We start from the raw sequence: 18,025 nt of genomic DNA, 5'->3' as shown, positions 1-18,025 counted from the left end.
TTCCGGGAAATCGCATCGAGAGCCATGATCAGGTCTCATCGGGAATAGGCAAACGCCGTCAGTCGCGAAACTAATTTGAAACGGAAATTATTTCCGTCCAACGTTTGATCGTTACCGGAGAGGCTTCGACCGAGATCAAGCGCTCCCGGATTCGTTCCGCGGCGTCCTTGGTTGACGTCCGTTCTGGTTGGTTGCTCCAGAAGAGAGCTTGGTCAACCGGGCGGCCCACCCTGATTAATATTGTGAGCGGCCCTCGCCCTTTCCTGACCATAGGCGAATTCCGTCTGCCGCCACGCGGGCGGTCCTTTTGCATGCCCAAACCGACACCGCATTCATGACGGATTTACCGAATCCTGTCGCTAGGAGGGTCCCTGCGTGAATCCTTGAACGAGTCCTTGCGCCCGGCTTTTGATCAGACATCGCCGGGCATCGAGTCCTTTGCTTGCACCACTTGAATCCTTAAATAAATAATCCAATACTTAAAGTAAAAAATGAGTCCTTATAAGTTAATAATGAAACAAGCAATCGTTAACAAAAACAATGAAGAGCAACTTTTATATATATCCTGAAAAAGATTCCGACATGGACTTGACTCTTTATTTAACGTGCTGGCTATAATGAACCAAGTCGCTCGAAAATTTTGACGCGACGTGTTTCAACTTCTCATGAGAAAGCAAAGGAGACTTCATGAGTGACGAGTGTAGGAAGTACCTTATCGAGCAGGACGACGGACCAGATCTGCAATTCACCGGAAAAAGAATCGCGTCTGCGGCGTCCAGCACCGACCGGCAAAGCGGGATTTACAGCGGACAGGTCGGCAACTGGGATGAGCTCGAGCTATACCGAACCAGCGCTGGCAACTTCGTCTGCGTGATTGAGAATCGCACGGCATGGCAGGGGGAACGCAACGTTCGGCGCGCTACCGTCGCCAACGATGCCAAGGCGGTCATCAACTTTTTCGGTCAGGGTTGGCTCGCGAAAATGATCTACGACGAAGCCGGCATTGAGAATGTCCAGAACGTCGCCTGACCCCTGTTCCGACAACCTGGTGCCGGAATTCCGGCACCATTTTCAAAATGTTCCTGACATGCACAGGAGAGTTGATGAAGACCACGAGCACAGAGACGGAGGAAGCGGCATGAACATCAGTTTGAAAGTCAGGTGGGTGCCGGCCATCCCCGTGATGACGGTTTTTGTGAGCACCGGACTACCGGTTCCGGCTGACATCCAAGCGCTTCTCGTTGAGCACCGTCGCCTAGCCACCGCCGACCGTCGAGGGCGCGACGTACTAGAACGGCAACAAGGCGCATACACGTCGACAATCGAGATGGCGGGTCATGAAGTCTGCGTCCGTGAGGAATTCGGTTTTCGCGGGCACGTGATCTACATCATGACCGTCCGTGAACGTGTGTCGGACACGGTGGAGGAATGGCTTGAATTTGAATGGGGGGAGCCAGATGAAGATTGATTGGACACCGGGCGTTCCTCAATCGCCTTCCGATAGACCGGATTTTTATGCGTCTGAAGCCGGAGACTATTCCGTGTGGGTGGAGATAATCCGAAATTGCCCGGAGGAGCCCGAAAGACCGGGGAACTGCTGGGTTTGGATGATCGACGGTCCGGACAATGAAGGCATAATGAGCATCCTCGCGAGCGGAGTTGAATACGGCGCCGCCTCTGCCCGGCAGACCGCGGAACGCGCGGTTCATCTCAGGCAACATGGCGTGACGTCCGACTTCACGGAGAAGCGCATGACCACATTCGAAACATTCAAAGACGGCCCTGCTCGCGAAATTTTGAGCAGGATCGGCGTCGATCTCGACGCCTGCCTCGGATGGGCCGACTTCCGGTCGCGGTTCGTCGAGCAAAACCGCGAGATGCGAGACAAAAATCCGGACGACAGCCTCGCATCTCGTGCGCGCGATCTCGACGGCATCTTAAGTACTGGCGAACGGTCCGTGCTGCATGCCGCGCTCGCGGCGGCAGATTTCGCGGATATCGCCGACGAATTGTGGAACTGGGAAGTCATTGACCGATTGGATCCAAGTCACCGCGAGGCCGTGGCTGCGGCCATTCTGCGGGAGGACGCGGTATGACGGCAGACGATGTGATTCAGGCCTACTTTGAGGCCCTGAAGCCGACTCCGGAAGAGGTACAGCGAATGATCGAAGCATGGCCCGTCCTTGCCGAGGCTGGACAAGCGGCACAGCATCCGGAACAAAAAGGAATGAAAGAAGATGTTTGAAAGACAAGTCCGCGAGAGGATTGAAGCCGTTTTGTCAGGCGAAAAAACTCCTGAAGAACTGACTGGGGCGACGTCAGTGCGATGCGCCACCGGTCTTGTTCTCGGCAGCTTGGAAGGCATCACAACGCTCTCAGAAAACGATGCGTGGGATTATCTCGATCCGGCCAATGTGTCGCGGGTCTTCACTCTCAAAGAAGAGTACCGGGATAGATTGACAGAATGGAGAAGTCGCCTCTGACGACGCTCTCCATGCGATCAACAAAAAAAGCCTTCGTGGATTTGATTCCTCGAGGGCTTTTTTAGGCACTGCGGCAGGCCGGAGGGAGGGAGCGGAGCGCGCCCATCATCATGCGCCGTAGCGAGCTCCCTTCCTCCGGCCGGACGTCGTTTCCTGAGCCACGAATTGAGATCCGAATCCCTTACCGACTTCACGGACCCGGAGGTGGCGGCGATCCGGCGTCGTCGTCACCGTTGTCTTCGTCGAACGTGTCCGGTGGCGGTGTATAACCGGGCCGGAGTTCTGGGAAGTCCCGATCCCGGCCTGCAAGCCAGTGGTCAAAATAATTTTGGTCCGATTTTGGCATCGGCGCGCCTCTCAGCCGCCATGGCTCGCGGCGTTCGTACAGTACGCGAACTAAATAGCCTTTCAATTCGTCTGGCGTGCGATGCCACAGCGCTTCCGTTTCGGGCAAGCTCATGAGATCCTTTTTCAAGCTGGCAGCCGAAATCCTCTTCACAAGCTCTCGCAAGCTCATGCCGTGTATTCGCATCTGTGCTCTTTCGCTCCAAGCCATCTGACCTCCTAGAAAAATATCCTGGGATTGGCATCCCCGAAAAAATCGTCGTGATCAGCAGGATAAGCCATGAAACGAGACCGCGCTTCCGCCGGCGACGACGTCGCATGAGGACTTGATGGCGGAGACGATCCCGGAAATCCCGACGCCGCTTCCGATGCCGGCGAGGTAACGTCGCTTTCATTTCGATTCCCCGCGTATTATCCCCCATAGAGACCTCCTATCGTGTGCCCTTCCGGCTGTAGATCGCGTTCGGCGCGATGCTCCTCAGCCAAACGAGTGGCCTGTCGGCGGCGAGCGGCGGCGGCAAGAGCCTTTTGACCACCGAAAGCAATCGCCGGATCTTCGGTGAGCGCCGCACGTGCGTCAGGGATCAGTGAGGCTTGGCTTACCATGCGTTCCCGCTCGCGGCTTCGAGTATCGTCGTGACCGCTCTGACGGACCTCTTGAGCGGTCCGCAGTATATTGATTTCGCGGCGGACGGCAGTGACCGGTATCAGGAAGCGTTCGCGCTCAGCAGATAATGCGGCGAGTTCTCGAGATGCGACGTCGTATCGTCCCGTCGCGCCGAATGCCCAAGCCCAGAAGCTACGAGGACGCCCAGAGGCGGTTCGAAGACGGAGCTCCGTAACACGAGTGCCGTTGTGAGCATCCCACGCAGCCAGTTCCTGAGCGGCTCCGGCGAGGCGGCGCCGGGCGTCTGTAAGCTCGGCAGGCTCAGGAAGGCGATCCGGACAAAAAAGTTCCGCGATCCTGCCGCTGAGATTGGCGTCGAGGCGATCGAGGAAGCTGTTCGCGGCGGCGAAGGCTTCTTCCGGAGTGCGGCGTCGAGGCTGTTTTCCGGATGAAGGATCACCCGTGGCAACTCTGGAATCGCGCTGTACGGGCTTCTCTGGACGTTGAGGGTTCCAGGAAGTGCGCCCTTTACGCGATTTTGTGGGCTTTTCGGCGTCCGGAGCCAACGCCGAGCGCTGACGGGCGTCGGGAGGCTTCTCCCCGGTCAGGCGGTCAAGAGTACCGAGTGGCACGCCATTGCGGAGGACGCGCCAGGTGCCGTCACGGTCGGGCGCGATCTCGTAACCAGCGTTCCGGAGCGCGGCGACGCCTCCGGATTCCCACGCGGTCCGGATTTCATCGCGAGTTGCCGCCGTGCGCTCGGCATGCAGGCGTCGGGCGGCGCCCATAAGCGCTTTCTCGCCACCATAGGCAAGGCCGGGGTCTGCTCGTAGAGCAGTATCGGCGGCGTCGAGAACTGCGAGCCCGCGGCGGCACTGGGCAACCTCGCGGCGGGCGTCGGCATCGGACAGCGCCTGAGAGGATTCTAGGATCGCCCCTTTAAGGGTCGCACGGCGGCCCTCGATCCAGCGGCGGGCTGCGGCGACTGCAAGACGGTCGTCAAGGCGGACGTTGTGTCCCTCGGCGAACTGACGCGCCTGCTCGGCGCTCGCTTCGGAAACCTGCTCAGCACCGCTCTTTTTGCGGCCATACAAGGGCGGACGGGTTCCGGTTCCAGATCGGACCGGACGAAAAGAGGCCGATTTTTCGGATGAAGGATCAGCCGTCGAGGGTTGAGAAACGCTCTCAGCGGGCTTCCCAGGCCGTTGAGTGTTCTCGGATTTGCTCTCTTTGCGGGAAATCCGATCCAGATCGGCTTCCATGACCAATCGGACGTCGGCGCGCTTCTCGCCCGTCAAACGATCGAGTGCGCCGATTTCGACGTTACCCGCGGAGACGATGTAGACGCCGGACTTCCGGCCGGGCGCGATTTCGTACCCCGCGGATCGCACCGCCTCGGCACCGCCGGACGTCCAGGCATCGCGGATGGCGGCGCGGGCGTCGGAAAAATTGACGCCCTGCCGGGCGAGCGCCTGACGCTTATCTGGCGAGGCTGCGGACGTCGGACGTTCAGGGTCAGGGCCGTGAATGGCTTCGAGCCACGAAGCCACGTCCTCGCGACGGTTGTTTCGAAGCCAGTGGACGGCGCTGGCGTGATGTCGGCCGAGGGTCGCCGGCTCGCCGAGTTCATGCTCAACGATCCGAGAGGCGGTCTCGATCTTGATTTTCTCGTATCCGGATTCGAGAACGCGACCCTCAGGGCTCACGCGGCCAAGAACTAAGTGGGCGTGGCGATGCCCGTCGCCGTCGCGGCGCTCTTTATCATGGAACACGAGCGCGGCCGGATGCCCCTCGGCGCCGAAGTGGCCGATCACGATCTCAGCAGCGCGAGCGAGCTCGTTGTCAGACATCGCAAGGGAGGGAGATAGAAAGATGTGAAGAGCGGCAGCGTCTGCTTTCGACGCGTCCCGGAGCCTTTCCATGTCTCGGACGGCATCGGGAAGATCGGAGGCGAGCGTACCGCCGAGAATGCGGACGCGCGGATTGTTCTCGGGCTTGAGGAGGTGCGTTACCAGCGCGCGGGAATCACGGCGCGTGCGTGCGTGACGCCCGACGCCCGCGATCATGCCTCCTCCGATCCGCCCTCATCGTGCGCGGTGACGGCGGAATGAAGTGCGACCACCTCGGCCCTTAGGCGGTCGAGCGCGGTGGCATCGACACGGCCGCCGGAGTTGGCTACGCGAGCAAGTTGATTGAGATTGTTGCCGAGCTTGCCCGCCTCGCCCGTCCATTTCCCGATTGCGCGGGATAGCTCGGTCCGGGCGACGCCGCGGGACGGAACCGGGGCGCCTGCGACACGAGTCAGCGTTTCGCGAGCCCACGTCCCAGGCCCGCAACCAGCCGCCTCGGCCGCGCGCTCTATCGCCTGACGCTCGGAGGGCAGGAGGCGGGCGCTCACGCTCGCCGTGCGTTGGCGTGTCTCGGAGCGACGACGGCGGGAAACGGCAGTCGCGGCGGATGTGATGTCGTCGGGTGTCACGGTGGCGTCTCCTTTTCTCGGCGCCTGCAAGGGCGTGGTGGGGGTCAACGGGGGCAGGCGAAGCCTCCCCCTTGCCAGATCGGGTGGTAACGGAGTTGCCGCCCGCGCCTGGCTCCCTTCCCGGAGGAAGGGTTTTGAACTCCAAAAGGATTGTTCCGCGGGAATCCGATCCAGGCAAACCGCCGGCGGAAACGCCACTCGACTGCGTTGTCGGAACGTGCGGCCAGCTAGAGCATCGTTAGTCACTGTCCTCCCATTCGACTAGGCGACGATGCTCTCTCTCCTCATTGCGACAGTGCTCGAGGTACCATTCCGTACCGAGCTTGTCGCGGACACATTCGCACACTCCGATCGTCATCCGGTTGTATGTCGCGACATAAGGCGTGCCCGCTTTTTTGCAGCTCTGGCAACGATTATCGATGAGGTCGGGCCGCTCCGTCGGATCGATGTTGTCGTGGTCGGTGTCGAAATTGTACATGTCGTCTCCGTATTCGAGGGACCTGTCCAGGTCGCTTTGAGGTCCAAGGGGAAAGCTTAGGCCCCTACCTGTGGGAAGGACTGTTGCTCACATGAAAGATTGTCGTGGAGGAAACGGACAGGAGCAAACCGCCGACGGAAATTCCGCCCGACTGCACGGTGGCTATTGGTCGACCGCCCGACGGAAACGGTGCACGCCGAATCTGCTATTTTGCTTCGTTGCAACCCAAGTCTTGGACTGAGAAATATGTTTGACGTCACGCCTGATGAAATCGCTGAACTGAACGATTCCGATCTGCGGGAACTGGTCGGACTGCTTTGTGAGGCCGAGCTTGAGCAACGCGGCCTTTCGCCCTCTGCGGTTACGTATGGCGGCAATCAAAATGCGCCGGACGGAGGTATCGATGTCCGGGTGGCATTGCCGCCCGGTTCCGAAATCGGCGGTTTCGTTCCCAGGAGCCTCACCGGTTTTCAAGTCAAGAAACCTAATATGACAAGGGCCGAAATCATCCGGGAAATGAGGCCTGATAACCAGATCCGACCCTCGATCCAGAACCTCGCCAATGAGGCTGGCGCATACGTAATTGTCAGTTCAGGAGCTTCGACGTCCGATACTGAACTTCAGGAACGCCGAACCGACGGAATGCGTGAGGCACTCGCCGACATCGAAAATCCGGATCAACTCGAAACCGAGTTCTACGATCGGACACGCCTTGCGACATGGGTAAGGCGTCATCCGGGTTACATCGCCTGGGTAAAGGAGAAGATCGGAAGGGCATTTTCTGGATGGCGTCCCTATGGCCCTTGGAGCGGAACCGCTGAGGATATGGACGCCGAATATCTGTTGGACGACAAGTTACGGCTTCACCTTGGACAACGCGGAGAACCCCGGCCTGTTTCGGACGCCTTGGACGAACTCAGGGATACACTCGCGGAGCCCGGAAAAGTCGTTCGATTGGTAGGTCTGTCTGGCGTCGGGAAAACGCGCTTGGTCCAGGCTCTGTTCGACGATCGAGTGGGAGAACGTCCCTTGGCGCCGGCGTTGGCCGTTTACGCAAACATGAACGACAATCCGGATCCCCAACCGACGGGGCTCGCATCCGACCTTTTGGCAAAAGGCGCGCGTGCCATCCTCATCGTCGACAACTGCACCCCGGATCTGCACGGGAGATTGACGGACCTATGTCGAGGCGGTGACAGTACGATCAGTTTGCTCACCGTTGAATACGATATCCGCGATGACCAGCCGGAGGGAACTGAAGTCGTCAGACTGGACACGTCCTCCACGGAATTGATTGAGAATTTGGTCCGCCGTCGATACCCGCACTTGTCGCAGGTCGATGCCAGCACCATCGCTGAAGCTTCCGGTGGAAACGCCCGAATTGCCATTGCATTGGCCGAGACGGTCGAGCAGACGGAGTCAATTGCGGGTATTTCAGATGACGATCTTTTCCAGCGGCTCTTCCGACAACGCAACGAAACGAACGATGCTCTCCTTCTTGCGGCACAGGCATGCTCTCTCGTCTATTCGTTCGACGTAGAAACAATGCTGGGAGACGGTGCCGAGCTAATGCGTTTGGGGGAAATCGCCGAACTGGGACCTGTGGCGATGTACCGTCATGTCAGGGAACTCCTCAGGCGCGACCTTGTTCAAGAACGTGGTGTTTGGCGTGCCGTGCTGCCGCATGCCATAGCCAATCGACTAGCAGCGCGAGCCCTCGAAGATACGCCCTACGAGTTCATCCATCAGAAAATTCTCGAAAGCGGGAATGACCGCCTCGCAAGATCCTTCTCTCGCAGGATTATGTTCCTCCACGATCATCCACAAGCTGTTGCCGTCGTGGAAAGATGGTTGGCTCCTGAAGGGCTGTTGGGAGACGTCGCATCACTCGACGATATGAAGCGGGCGATTTTCGAGAACGTCGCTCCCGTCCTGCCCGTGAGAGCCTTGGAAGCCTTGGAAAGAGTTGCTGACGGTGCGCCAGAAGGTGCTTCACAAGTATTGCGGCGGCACACAGCTTTGTTGCGTTCTCTCGCATACGATCCGGACCTGTTTGATCGAAGCGTCCGCATTCTTTCCCGCATCGCACTCGACGTAGATGATGAGCACGACGAAAAGGAAGCAACTGAAGCCTTCGTTTCCCTGTTTGGCCTCTATCTGTCCGGAACGCACGCCACTATCGAACAGCGCTTAAGGGTCATCGATGACTTACTTCGATCTCAGGACGAAAGTGCGTGGGCACTAGGTCTTTCAGCATTGGATGCCGCGCTGGAGGCCTCCGACTTCGGTTCCGTGTTCCAGTTTGAATTCGGAGCGAGGTCTCGGGACTACGGGTTTGAGCCCCATAGTGTTGAGGAAGCCTCGCACTGGTATTCTGCGGCATTGGAGATGATCGAACGCCTGGCGTTCGACGAAAATATCCATAACGAAAGACTTCGTGAGACTCTCGCGGGAAACCTGCGCGGCTTGTGGTCGTCGGCTTGTCCACCCGATCAACTGGACCACCTTGCTCGCAGGTTCGCAGGAAACGGCTTCTGGCGTCGCGGTTGGCTGGCTTGTCGAGCATCCCTTCGATACGACACCAACAGGATGCCGCCCGACTTGATTGCTTGCATCTCGACCCTTGAAGAGGCATTGAGGCCGACGAACCTTTGTGAACAAGTGCGGGCAATTGTTCTTGGTATCGATTATCATGACTTCGACTTGGGGGATGATGATCCCGAGGACGATGGCACGATGGGACACGAACGCGTAGTGCGGCGGAGCCAAGAGCTTGGCGAGTCGGTCGCATTGGACCAACCAGTATTTGCTGAACTGCTTCCGGACCTGCTCCGAGGAGGTGAGAGAGTCTGGCCATTCGGACGAGGCCTTGCCGGAGCTGTGCCGGATCCCCGCAACACATGGAACAGCTTTTTGGAACGGCTGAACGACGTTCCAGGACCAGAACGCGATGTCCGGGTTATCCTTGGCTTTCTTGAGGGGGTGAAGGAACGAGACGGCGAACTGCTTGAAGAGTTTCTCGATCAGGCGGTAGACCAGCCTGCACTGGTTCCGTTCTTGCCGTCCCTACACATGGCTGTCCAACTCAACGAACGTGGAGTAGAGCGTCTGACAGGTGCTCTGACGTCCGGACAAGTGCCTGTCGGGAAATTCGCGATATTGGCTGGAGGGCGAGCCACCGATCAAGTGGACGGCGGCATTCTCAGGGATTTTCTCTTCCTCATCGCGGATCAGCCTGATGGCTGGGATGTGGCCATCCATATTCTTCAGATGCGGTTCTTCTCCGACCGTTCCGAACACCGCGCATATGATCCGGAGCTCATATTCGCCGGTCAGGAATTGCTTCGCCGAGCAATCTTTAACAGGGATCAACAGCGTCGAGACCGTCACCTCGGAGAGGTTGCCGCGATTTGCCTGCGAGATGCAGATTGCGGGCCGCTCGCAGGCGAGATCGCTGGACGATTAAGGCAGGCCGTCGCGGCCTACGAAACTTATGCCATCCAAAACGATGGTCTGTTGAGGGCCATGTTGGAAACCCAGCCTGTTCGCGTTCTTGATGCACTGCTCATCGGCGATGATGCGGAAGTCAGGGCCGGTCAAAAACTCTTCAAGGACGTCGGGCGGCATGGGAATAATCCTGCGCGTATCATTTCAGACCCGGTTTTCGTTGAATGGTGCGAAGCGGATCCTTCGGCGAGGTATCCGATCGCGGCATCGATCGTGCCGCTTTCTGGTCGTTCCGAAGAGACCGGAATGCCGATATGGACGGAGGCGGCCCAAGCGTTGATCAGAGGTGCACGAGATCCCCAACGGGTGCTGGAAGTGTTGATATCACGCTTCCGACCGAGCGGTGGGGATGGGTCCTTGGCGGCAATAATGGAGTCAAATGCCCATTTGTTCGAACAATTGGAGGCGCTTGTCTCTCCTGAACTTCTGCCTTTCATCGTCGAGGCAAAAGCGAGATTCGCTGAAGAAATCGAAAGAATGAGGAGCTGGGAAACAGAAATTGACCGAGGTCGGGACGAACGTTTCGAATAGCCCTGAGAGTACGGCGCACGCACCGGATATTTGAAGCCCCGGATCGTTCTGAACGGAAATCTCCCGACGTCTAGGCTTTGCGATCGAGACCCTCGGCGCGAAAGTCGTAGTTTGGCTGCATGACGAACCGCCATAAAGGCAGGGTACCTTTGTAGTCATCCGGTATATTGAGTGAGAAAACATCAGGGTCGTGTTTCACGTCGAGTGCCACCACTGCTCCCCCGCGAACGGTGTACTCCTTGATAGCGTTGCTCACCATCTTGCTCAATGCGCCCACCATCTGAAAGCCTTGTCCCTCCACCGGGTCGCTAGGGGCATAGATGAAGCGCATGCCAACCACCTTTCCGTCCTGCATGATGGCTTGGTCGTGGTCATCCCTTTCGATCCACTCGCCGTACCGCATAAGGTAAAACGCAATGTTCTTCCCTAGGCGGTCCGTGACTTCCTTGCCTCCGCAATAAATCCGAATTTCACGGGTAGTGAACAGCACTCTTCCATCTTCGTCTGGCACCGAGCACTCGGCTGGGTCGCCCAACAAGTCGATGCGCAGATCGTGCTTCGTCGCAATCGTCTTGTCACCAAGCAGGGCCATTTCGCTTCGAGCAATTGCTTCCACGAAATTGACCCGAAGCATATCTCCATCACCATTGAATGCCTCTCGTGACAGGAGCACCCAAGAGTTCAGGTTCGGGCAGTAGATCGCCAGTTTCAACGGGAGGCCATTGAGGGCCGCGTAAGCCTCAAGCTTCGAGAAGTAGGCCGCATCGATAGTAAAGTCTTGTCTGAAATCCTTCAGACGGAAATTCTTCACCTCGACGAGGAGAATCGTTCCATCGGTCAGGATGAGTCGATAGTCGGGGATTGCGAGATCCCTCCCATTCAGGAATACCGCTCCCGCATCTTCCTGCTTGATCAGGCGGCAACGTCCCAACGCTCCTGCGATGTGGGCGAACATCGCTTCGACTCGTTTGCCATGAAGCATTATGGGGGTTGCGATCGCCTCTTTCAGGGACGTGCCGACGCGATCCAGGAACTCTTCAATGTTTCCGTCGGAATCAAGTCTATAGTCGTTTTCTCGGCCGATTGCCGTGAATAACTCCAAGGGATCGAATTTCTCTGGATCTCGCTTCTTGCGCTTCATAGATCGGCCTCCAACTCGACCACCTTACCGAGATAGTTGGTGGACCGCACTGAAATATACTCTGGATGGAGACCTCAAGACCAAGGACATCACCCGCCGTATTGTCTAGCTTTTTTTCTATACACTGAACTTTACACTTTTTCGGATCACGTCACGGTTCGTCAGATCAACAACGAAATAGCTTCGTCCCAGTGGGCGTAAATTGTCGGTCGCGACAGACCCGTTCGTCGGGATACTTCGGATTTCGAAATTTTCCGCCCCTCGGCGCGCAACACCGCGATTGCCTCCCGGATCGCCTGAACCGACTTCCGCGCCCGCTCTGCGGCACCATACCGCCCTCCGACCGCGTGGCGTTCGTGAAGATTCAGTCCTTCGACCTCGGCCGCGCAAGCACCCCGGTCTTTCCGCTCATCACGGGAAGCCCGTACTGGGTCCCACCGTGTCGCCGCGAACGGCGTGACACGGTAAAGGATCGCCAGCGCCTGTTTCGGGTGCGACGCCATGGTAACGGCTTCCGGAACGAGTCTGTCGAACAGGGCTTCCGCCAGTCGGCCGCGGTTTCCGGATGAAATGGTTTCAACGTAGATGGGGTCATTCGACGTCCGCATTTCCCTCAGGACCTCGAATGCGCGCCGCTGAAGGGTTGTGAACAGTGCGTTGGAGGCCGTCTTGTCGAGCCTGGAGAGCCTTTCCGCGCTTTCCCTGATCATTGCGTCCCGGGACGTCGAGGTATCAACCCATGAGGCCCATTCGGACAAGTCAGGAAAAGTCTGCTCGTTCCACACTTGAATGTCCCAAAAGGGGCTCATGGGATTTTTGATACGCACCGGATTTGACAGGGCACCGGGGTCTGCGCCAAGCGGCAGGAATGCCTTAGTGATGCCGGCATGGACGCCCCGCCACAAGCTCATGATGTCCCTCCGGCAGCGAGGATCCTCCGGGTCGAACCACACCTCAGACCCAAATGGGAGAAAATAGAGCAGGTGCGGCCGTTCGATCGAACCATCCGGAAGTTCGTGTCCGACGACGACATGCGGCAGGCACGGCAAGGATAGCTGCTCGATTTCGTATCGGAGCGTATCCCAGCCACGAAAGGTAATATCCAGGTCGATGCGGAAAACGCCTCGGACTTTGCCGTTGAGCACCAGCCAGGGCTCGTCCAACGCGAGAACCTTCGCGTCAGTACCCTGCATTACAGCCTTGTCCCTGCCGGATTGGAGACGTGAAGCCCGGGGCGTCAGGTGAACGAGCCGTCGCAGAACATGATAATCATCGGAGCGAAGGCCATGCTCGGTGAAGGGGACGCGATACCGTCCACCGACGGTTTCGCCGAAACACTGGAAACCGTCGTTCAATCTGCGTCGCACCGCATCCCGCCGGCTGTTTGCACGGTCAACATAGAATTCATCTACAGGTCCGGCGTTGCGTTTCGAGCGCTTTGATTCATTGCCGATCCCTCGAAGCCATTGCGCCTCAGCCCATGCGGTCTCGAAATTGAGGACAGATGCGGGTTGGTCAACATTTTTGACTGAGGGGGTATTTTTCGGCGTCGGCTCGGAGGGGGCATATCCGAGCCCGCGGTTCAAGTATCAACCGACCTGCGGTTGACTGCGATGGGAAGCAATCCGACCATGGAAACCGTCCAATAGATACACCCCAGGGAGCGGTTACCGCCGCGAAGATCTGGGGTTTATCTATTCAGGCTGGCTGTCGGCGGAACGGCCGTCAAGGGGGACTGGAGTGTTCAGATATCGGTTCCATGGGGGTGATATCCAATCAGTTGATCTGGAAACCCCGAATTGCGGCTGCTAACCAGCAATGTTTTCTGACGTCACCCCATTGGCTCAGCTTCTGAATTGATGGACGTATCGTTCTGGACGCCACTATTTATTTTTTCCGTTCGGCTTGATTGAGACGGTGCCAAGGTTGGCCAGTCGCGCGGCGATGCTCTCCTTGGTCAATGGCTCCGTAGGACCTTTGGCATTCCGATTTCGCGAGGTTGGTCTTGCGGGTGTCTGGGAACGTTTCCCGGTATTGTTCCGCCGCGGCTCCATTGACGTCGCATCGTTGAATATCAACGCCAGGAGGAAATACACCAACCGAGGCGTCCACTTGGAACCGTCAGCAGTCCGGAACCCCAGAAAATTGAGTCTGGGTGCTACGTCCTTTGGCTTTCTCGTTCCTTCACGCGCCAGCTGTTTTACGACTGGCTCCAACCGGCGATACAGTTCCTCAAACGTCACAGCTCCGCTTTCGAAATGCACCATCTCGGATTTCTGCATGTCGAGTTTTGACTTCGGTAAGACGCCCGGTTTGTCCCGGCTCGGGCCCAACCGGCTCCGATCTCCATCCCGCTTATCATTTGCCGAAGCCGATTTTCTGGGCTTCTTCCGCTTTATCAACCGGGCATCTTTCGGGGAATAAAGAGTACCAGCCAAAGGTGACGTCGGAGGCTTTCTGCCGTCTGGCTCAGGTTCTCCGTCGAGGTTCACCGACCCGCCAAATGTGAAGAACGTCGGCGACAAGGAGTGCCTGGAAACACAAGACACCTGATTTCCCTTCACGCTGATGAATTCACCAGGCGACAGGAACTCTCGATCCGAATAGCAGGCGAAACCAAACACTCCGCCCGACTTTGTATCGAGGAACTCCGCTTCGATCTGGTTTTCGTTCCCCAGCCGTCGAACCGCATGGACGACCGCCAGTGACCAAACATCCTCCTTTTTGCCTCCTGGCTTGCCAGGCTTGCTTAATCCGGCTCTTTGGGCCGCGGCCAAGAGTTCCTTGACCTCGCCAATCGGCCTTCTGCTTGGCCCCCTATTCGTCAATTCGGTGCTGGAAATCCTTTGAGGGCCATTATCCGTGCATGGATGTTTCGGCCATGGAGGCCCCAGATCGTCGAAATATACGCGACTGCCTGCTGCATTCGCGTAGAAGAAGACGGGCGCATTGCAAACCGGACAGCGCGCGTTCGGATTCACATAACATCCTGCGACCGAATTCGCGTTGTATTGCTTCAGAAGCGAGCGCGCGTCACGGTATGCGAAGGTGTTTTGGATGTCTGTGCGGCTTACACGGCTCCATCCGTAATTGACGCACCAGCCGCATGCACAGTCGGGATAATGATTGTAACCTGGCACACCATCGCACCTTCAATTATTGAGCCCTAAGGCCTTCCATCACCGCTTCCGGATCGACTGCGTCTCCACGTCGTATTCCAGACTCACGATCGATCCATCCTTGATGGCCGCGACCGCTTTGGCGACCGTGTCCGGACGCACGTAGAACCATTCTCTCGGGCGGACATTCCTGCCGAAGCGATCCGGAACGGAAATGTCAGCACGAGCGCCTTCGAAGAATGCGTGCAGGATGTGTTCGACCCGGTCACGGCGCATACCGACCAACTCGAAAGTCGCGACTATTTCGACGGGGGCAAAAAGAAAGGTCGGATCGTTTCTCGCGTCGGCAATGCGGCGCTGGACGTCGCCTGACGTCACCCCGATCTTGTGAAGGATAAGCCTGTCCCGCTGGATGTCCGGTTGGGTGGATTTACTCCGGGCAACGTAAACCACACCATTCACGATGGCCTTATCGTCCTGCCACCTGTCGTCCAGGGGGCCGAAGCCGCGCCCCTCGACGCGACGCGCAGTCGGATCATCGTACATACCCTTTTCGAAGGAACGCATCAGGATGTCGCTTTCGGTCCCGTTCGAATAGATCACGCGTAACCGGTGATCCGAGCGGCCGCCCTTCATGGTGCGTTCGCCCTTCTCGGCGACATAGGCGTATTGCCCCTTCTGGATGAAGAAGTCGCCTTCCACGGTTTCCGTGCCGCCCTTCTTCGTGAAGGGAACGAGTTCGCGATCCCCACGCTGGACGGCGGCATGAATGTCCTCGAACAGAGGTTCGAAGATCTTGAAATCCCGGCAGGGGCGGCGTTCCGCGCGATGGTCGCTCACGTTCCTTTCCGCCGCGGGCGTTACCTTCGACGGCTTGACCAATCCCGCATCGAGCTCGAAATCCTCATCATCGAAAATATCGTCGAGGGACAAGTCAGAGGCCTCGTCTTCCGGAACTTCGTCTCGCCATGAAGGTTGAGGCGGTTCCGCAGGCTCTTCTTGCAGGACAAGCATGCCGGACGCATCTTCGCCGCGAAGATCGACGGCATGGGCGCCGTCCCGGACTCGTGCCAACCTTCGTCCCAGAATCGCTTCGTTGATGTCAATCGCGTCACGGTCCGGAGCGCGGCCATTCTCCTTGAAGAAGGCGGTCGCCTGTTCAAGAACAGCCCGGTCCTTTTCCAGGTCGGCAGATACACCACCGCTTCTTCCGGGTTTCACGTCGAGTAGACCGAACGGGTCATCATCCTCGAATATGTCGTCCAATGTCCGGCGCGCCATGGATCAGGCCTCCGCCGCCCGCATGCGTTCCGCTTTTTTCGCCCGGATATAGGAATGGGCTTCGCCGAGACGCTTTTCGAGAGGATCGGCCGCGTTGGGATTGGGCGCTCGTCCCTCCTGTTCACGGAACCGTTTGATCCGGGGCCAGAGGGCGACTGCTTCCGCCTCGGTCATCTGGATCCTCTGGGCGACCATCATTGCCTGGATCTGCGACAGCACCTGACTGTCGAGTGCCTTCGATGCGACGTCATAAGATTCACGGAAGGGATTCACGCTGTCGATCAGATCGATATCGAGGTCCCGGACATTGATGAACTTCTTCACCATCCTGAGCAGACCGGAATAGTCCCGCTCGGCGCCGTCTTCGTCCATTTCGCCGCCCGAACCTTCGCCTTGAGTGTATTCGGCGTCGTTCTCTTCGGCCTGGCGCTGAGCTTCCCGGCGCGCCATGTTCATCAGGTTCATCCGGGCGGCTAGATGCTGGCGGACTTCCTCGGTCTCATCATTCGACAGGTTCTCGTAGCTGCGTTCGATGATGTCGGTCATCACCATCTGGGTGGCGACTTCCGGAGCGATGTCGTCGGCAATCGTCCGGCGATCCATCGACTGGCAGGCCTTGGCGACCAGATCGTCCATGTCGTTTTCGATGATGGCCTTGGAGCGATCCGTTGAAGGCATCGCCAGCCCTTTGATCTCGACATGGATGGTGCCGTTTTCATCCTGCCAGGCGTCGCTCTCATCGGCGTCGTCCGGACGGCGATGGAACTTGAAGCTGGGGGCCAGAACCTGCTCCATCAGCAAGGCGCCGGAGATTGCTTTCAGCATGTCGTTGACGGCATCGACCACAATGCCTTCTTCGGCAGCCGGTTCCGCGATCAGATTCGTGAATTGCGCATGAGGCTTCCCGGGGGCGTCCCGGGTCGCGCGCCCTATGATCTGGATGATTTCCGTGAGGGAGGATCGATAGCCGACCGTCAGGGCGTGCTCACACCAGACCCAGTCGAACCCCTCCTTCGCCATGCCGAGGGCAATGATGATATCGACGTCGTCCTTGTCCTTCGCCTTCTGAAGGGACGAAACGACCTTCGGTCGCGTCGCACTGTTATCATCGACAAGGTTGGCGACCTTCAGCACCTTTCCGTCCGACGCCCGCTTGATCAGGTCGTACCCGGTGTTCGGATCGATGCCCCAATGGTCGCCGATGGCGTCCATGATTGCGCCGACCTGCTGGTCCTTGTGGTCATAGGCTTCCGCCGACATGACATGCGGAATGTGAACGATGGTCTTCTTCGACGTGTCGAGGACATCCATTAGGGCGTCGACATACCGTCCCCGGTAGAAGTGATATCCAATCCCCAACGTCTTAAGGTGCTCATAGCCATCGAGCTGCTCGTAGTAGGAATAGGTGACGCTGGTGAACTTGGCTTCGTCCTCCGGGCGCAAGACGGGCGCCGTGTCACCCCGGAAGTAGGATCCGGTCATCGCCATGATGTGGGCTCGATCCCGGGCGACCAGCTCCCTTAGGATTTCACCGAGGCGGTTTTCCTCCGACGCACTGACATGATGGAACTCGTCGATGGCCACCATGGACTTGTCGAAGGCTTCGACGCCGACTTCCTCAAAGGCGAAGCGGAAGGTCGCGTGGGTGCAGACCAGGACCCGGCCGGGAGACGCCATGAAATCCTTGAAAGCCTTCACCTTGGCTCTCGCGGCGTCGCCCGCATCCGTCCCGGCGGTGCAGAGGTTCCAACGAGGTTCCACTTGCCAATCAGCGAAAAAGCCGTGGCTGGTCAGGTCCGTGGAGCTGAAGGACGATCCGATGGAGCGCTCCGGAACAGCAACAATGACCTTTTCCAGTCCCTGATGATGAAGCTTGTCCAGCCCGAGGAACATCAGGGCGCGGGATTTTCCGGCGGCCGGCGGCGCCTTCAAGAGCAGGCATTGAGCATTGCGGGCGTCGTAGACTCGGGCCTGCATGGGGCGCATACCCATTTCGTTCGTCGTCTTCGACTTGCCGCTCTGGGAATAGGTGACTTTGACGAGATCGGTCATGA

General features: G+C 58.1%; 16 protein-coding genes. 7 read left to right on the top strand and 9 right to left on the bottom strand.

The window, feature by feature from the left end:
• Positions 1-687 precede the first annotated feature (687 nt).
• The 5 genes from IG617_RS15360 to IG617_RS15340 all read left to right on the top strand — a co-directional run bounded on the left by IG617_RS15360 (position 688) and on the right by IG617_RS15340 (position 2,483).
• Positions 688-1,029, top strand: a complete 342-nt coding sequence (locus IG617_RS15360) for a hypothetical protein (protein ID WP_192110112.1) — start codon at positions 688-690, stop codon at positions 1,027-1,029.
• 109 nt (positions 1,030-1,138) lie between these two features.
• Positions 1,139-1,468 (top strand): hypothetical protein, encoded by a 330-nt coding sequence (locus IG617_RS15355; RefSeq protein ID WP_192110111.1) that lies wholly within the window; start codon positions 1,139-1,141, stop codon positions 1,466-1,468.
• A 169-nt stretch (positions 1,469-1,637) separates the two neighbouring features.
• Entirely contained in the window at positions 1,638-2,096 is a 459-nt protein-coding gene (locus tag IG617_RS15350; protein ID WP_209008510.1) for a hypothetical protein, read from the top strand.
• Entirely contained in the window at positions 2,093-2,245 is a 153-nt protein-coding gene (locus IG617_RS15345; RefSeq protein WP_192110109.1) for a hypothetical protein, read from the top strand. The genes IG617_RS15350 and IG617_RS15345 overlap by 4 nt, the downstream gene beginning before the upstream one ends.
• The gene (locus tag IG617_RS15340) at positions 2,238-2,483 is read left to right on the top strand and encodes a hypothetical protein (protein ID WP_192110108.1); all 246 of its coding nucleotides are present in this window, start codon (positions 2,238-2,240) and stop codon (positions 2,481-2,483) included. The genes IG617_RS15345 and IG617_RS15340 overlap by 8 nt, the downstream gene beginning before the upstream one ends.
• Before the next feature lie 190 nt (positions 2,484-2,673).
• Here IG617_RS15340 and IG617_RS15335 read toward each other — a convergent pair whose 3' ends face one another.
• From IG617_RS15335 to IG617_RS15320, 4 genes are all read right to left on the bottom strand, one after another.
• Positions 2,674-3,039, bottom strand: a complete 366-nt coding sequence (locus IG617_RS15335; RefSeq protein WP_192110107.1) for a hypothetical protein — start codon at positions 3,037-3,039, stop codon at positions 2,674-2,676.
• Between the two features lie 200 nt (positions 3,040-3,239).
• Positions 3,240-5,501, bottom strand: a complete 2,262-nt coding sequence (locus IG617_RS15330; RefSeq protein WP_192110106.1) for a relaxase/mobilization nuclease domain-containing protein — start codon at positions 5,499-5,501, stop codon at positions 3,240-3,242.
• Positions 5,498-5,914, bottom strand: coding sequence for a plasmid mobilization protein (locus tag IG617_RS21960; protein WP_192110105.1), 417 nt, complete (start codon positions 5,912-5,914; stop codon positions 5,498-5,500). Before IG617_RS21960 ends, IG617_RS15330 begins: the two co-directional genes overlap by 4 nt.
• A gap of 238 nt (positions 5,915-6,152) precedes the next feature.
• Positions 6,153-6,392 (bottom strand): hypothetical protein, encoded by a 240-nt coding sequence (locus IG617_RS15320; protein ID WP_192110104.1) that lies wholly within the window; start codon positions 6,390-6,392, stop codon positions 6,153-6,155.
• A 165-nt stretch (positions 6,393-6,557) separates the two neighbouring features.
• Here IG617_RS15320 and IG617_RS15315 point away from each other — a divergent pair, with 165 nt between their 5' ends.
• Entirely contained in the window at positions 6,558-10,430 is a 3,873-nt protein-coding gene (locus IG617_RS15315) for a hypothetical protein (RefSeq protein ID WP_192110103.1), read from the top strand.
• A 70-nt stretch (positions 10,431-10,500) separates the two neighbouring features.
• On the opposite strand, the gene IG617_RS15310 is transcribed toward IG617_RS15315, so the two are convergent.
• Positions 10,501-11,571 carry a hypothetical protein gene (locus IG617_RS15310; RefSeq protein WP_192110102.1) on the bottom strand — a complete coding sequence of 357 codons (1,071 nt, stop codon included), beginning with the start codon at positions 11,569-11,571 and terminating at the stop codon, positions 10,501-10,503.
• Between the two features lie 161 nt (positions 11,572-11,732).
• Positions 11,733-12,764: a hypothetical protein gene (locus IG617_RS15305; protein WP_192110101.1), complete on the bottom strand. Its 1,032-nt coding sequence runs from the start codon at positions 12,762-12,764 to the stop codon at positions 11,733-11,735.
• A gap of 93 nt (positions 12,765-12,857) precedes the next feature.
• Here IG617_RS15305 and IG617_RS15300 point away from each other — a divergent pair, with 93 nt between their 5' ends.
• On the top strand, positions 12,858-13,013 hold the full coding sequence (locus IG617_RS15300) for a hypothetical protein (RefSeq protein WP_192110100.1): 156 nt from the start codon (positions 12,858-12,860) through the stop codon (positions 13,011-13,013).
• Positions 13,014-13,454: 441 nt separating this feature from the next.
• Here the strand turns inward: IG617_RS15300 and IG617_RS15295 are convergent, their stop codons facing one another.
• The 3 genes from IG617_RS15295 to IG617_RS15285 are packed head-to-tail and all read right to left on the bottom strand — an operon-like array spanning position 13,455 to position 18,023.
• Positions 13,455-14,711 carry a hypothetical protein gene (locus tag IG617_RS15295; protein WP_192110099.1) on the bottom strand — a complete coding sequence of 419 codons (1,257 nt, stop codon included), beginning with the start codon at positions 14,709-14,711 and terminating at the stop codon, positions 13,455-13,457.
• 39 nt (positions 14,712-14,750) lie between these two features.
• Entirely contained in the window at positions 14,751-15,971 is a 1,221-nt protein-coding gene (locus IG617_RS15290; RefSeq protein WP_192110098.1) for a GIY-YIG nuclease family protein, read from the bottom strand.
• 3 nt (positions 15,972-15,974) lie between these two features.
• Positions 15,975-18,023: a DEAD/DEAH box helicase gene (locus tag IG617_RS15285; RefSeq protein WP_192110097.1), complete on the bottom strand. Its 2,049-nt coding sequence runs from the start codon at positions 18,021-18,023 to the stop codon at positions 15,975-15,977.
• Positions 18,024-18,025: the final 2 nt, after the last annotated feature.

Origin of the sequence: Roseibium polysiphoniae (genome assembly GCF_014842925.1) — a bacterium.
In the GTDB taxonomy this organism is placed as follows: domain Bacteria; phylum Pseudomonadota; class Alphaproteobacteria; order Rhizobiales; family Stappiaceae; genus Roseibium; species Roseibium polysiphoniae.
The sequence above is the reverse complement of the archived record's forward strand: the minus strand, read 5'-3'. Positions and strand labels throughout refer to the sequence as shown.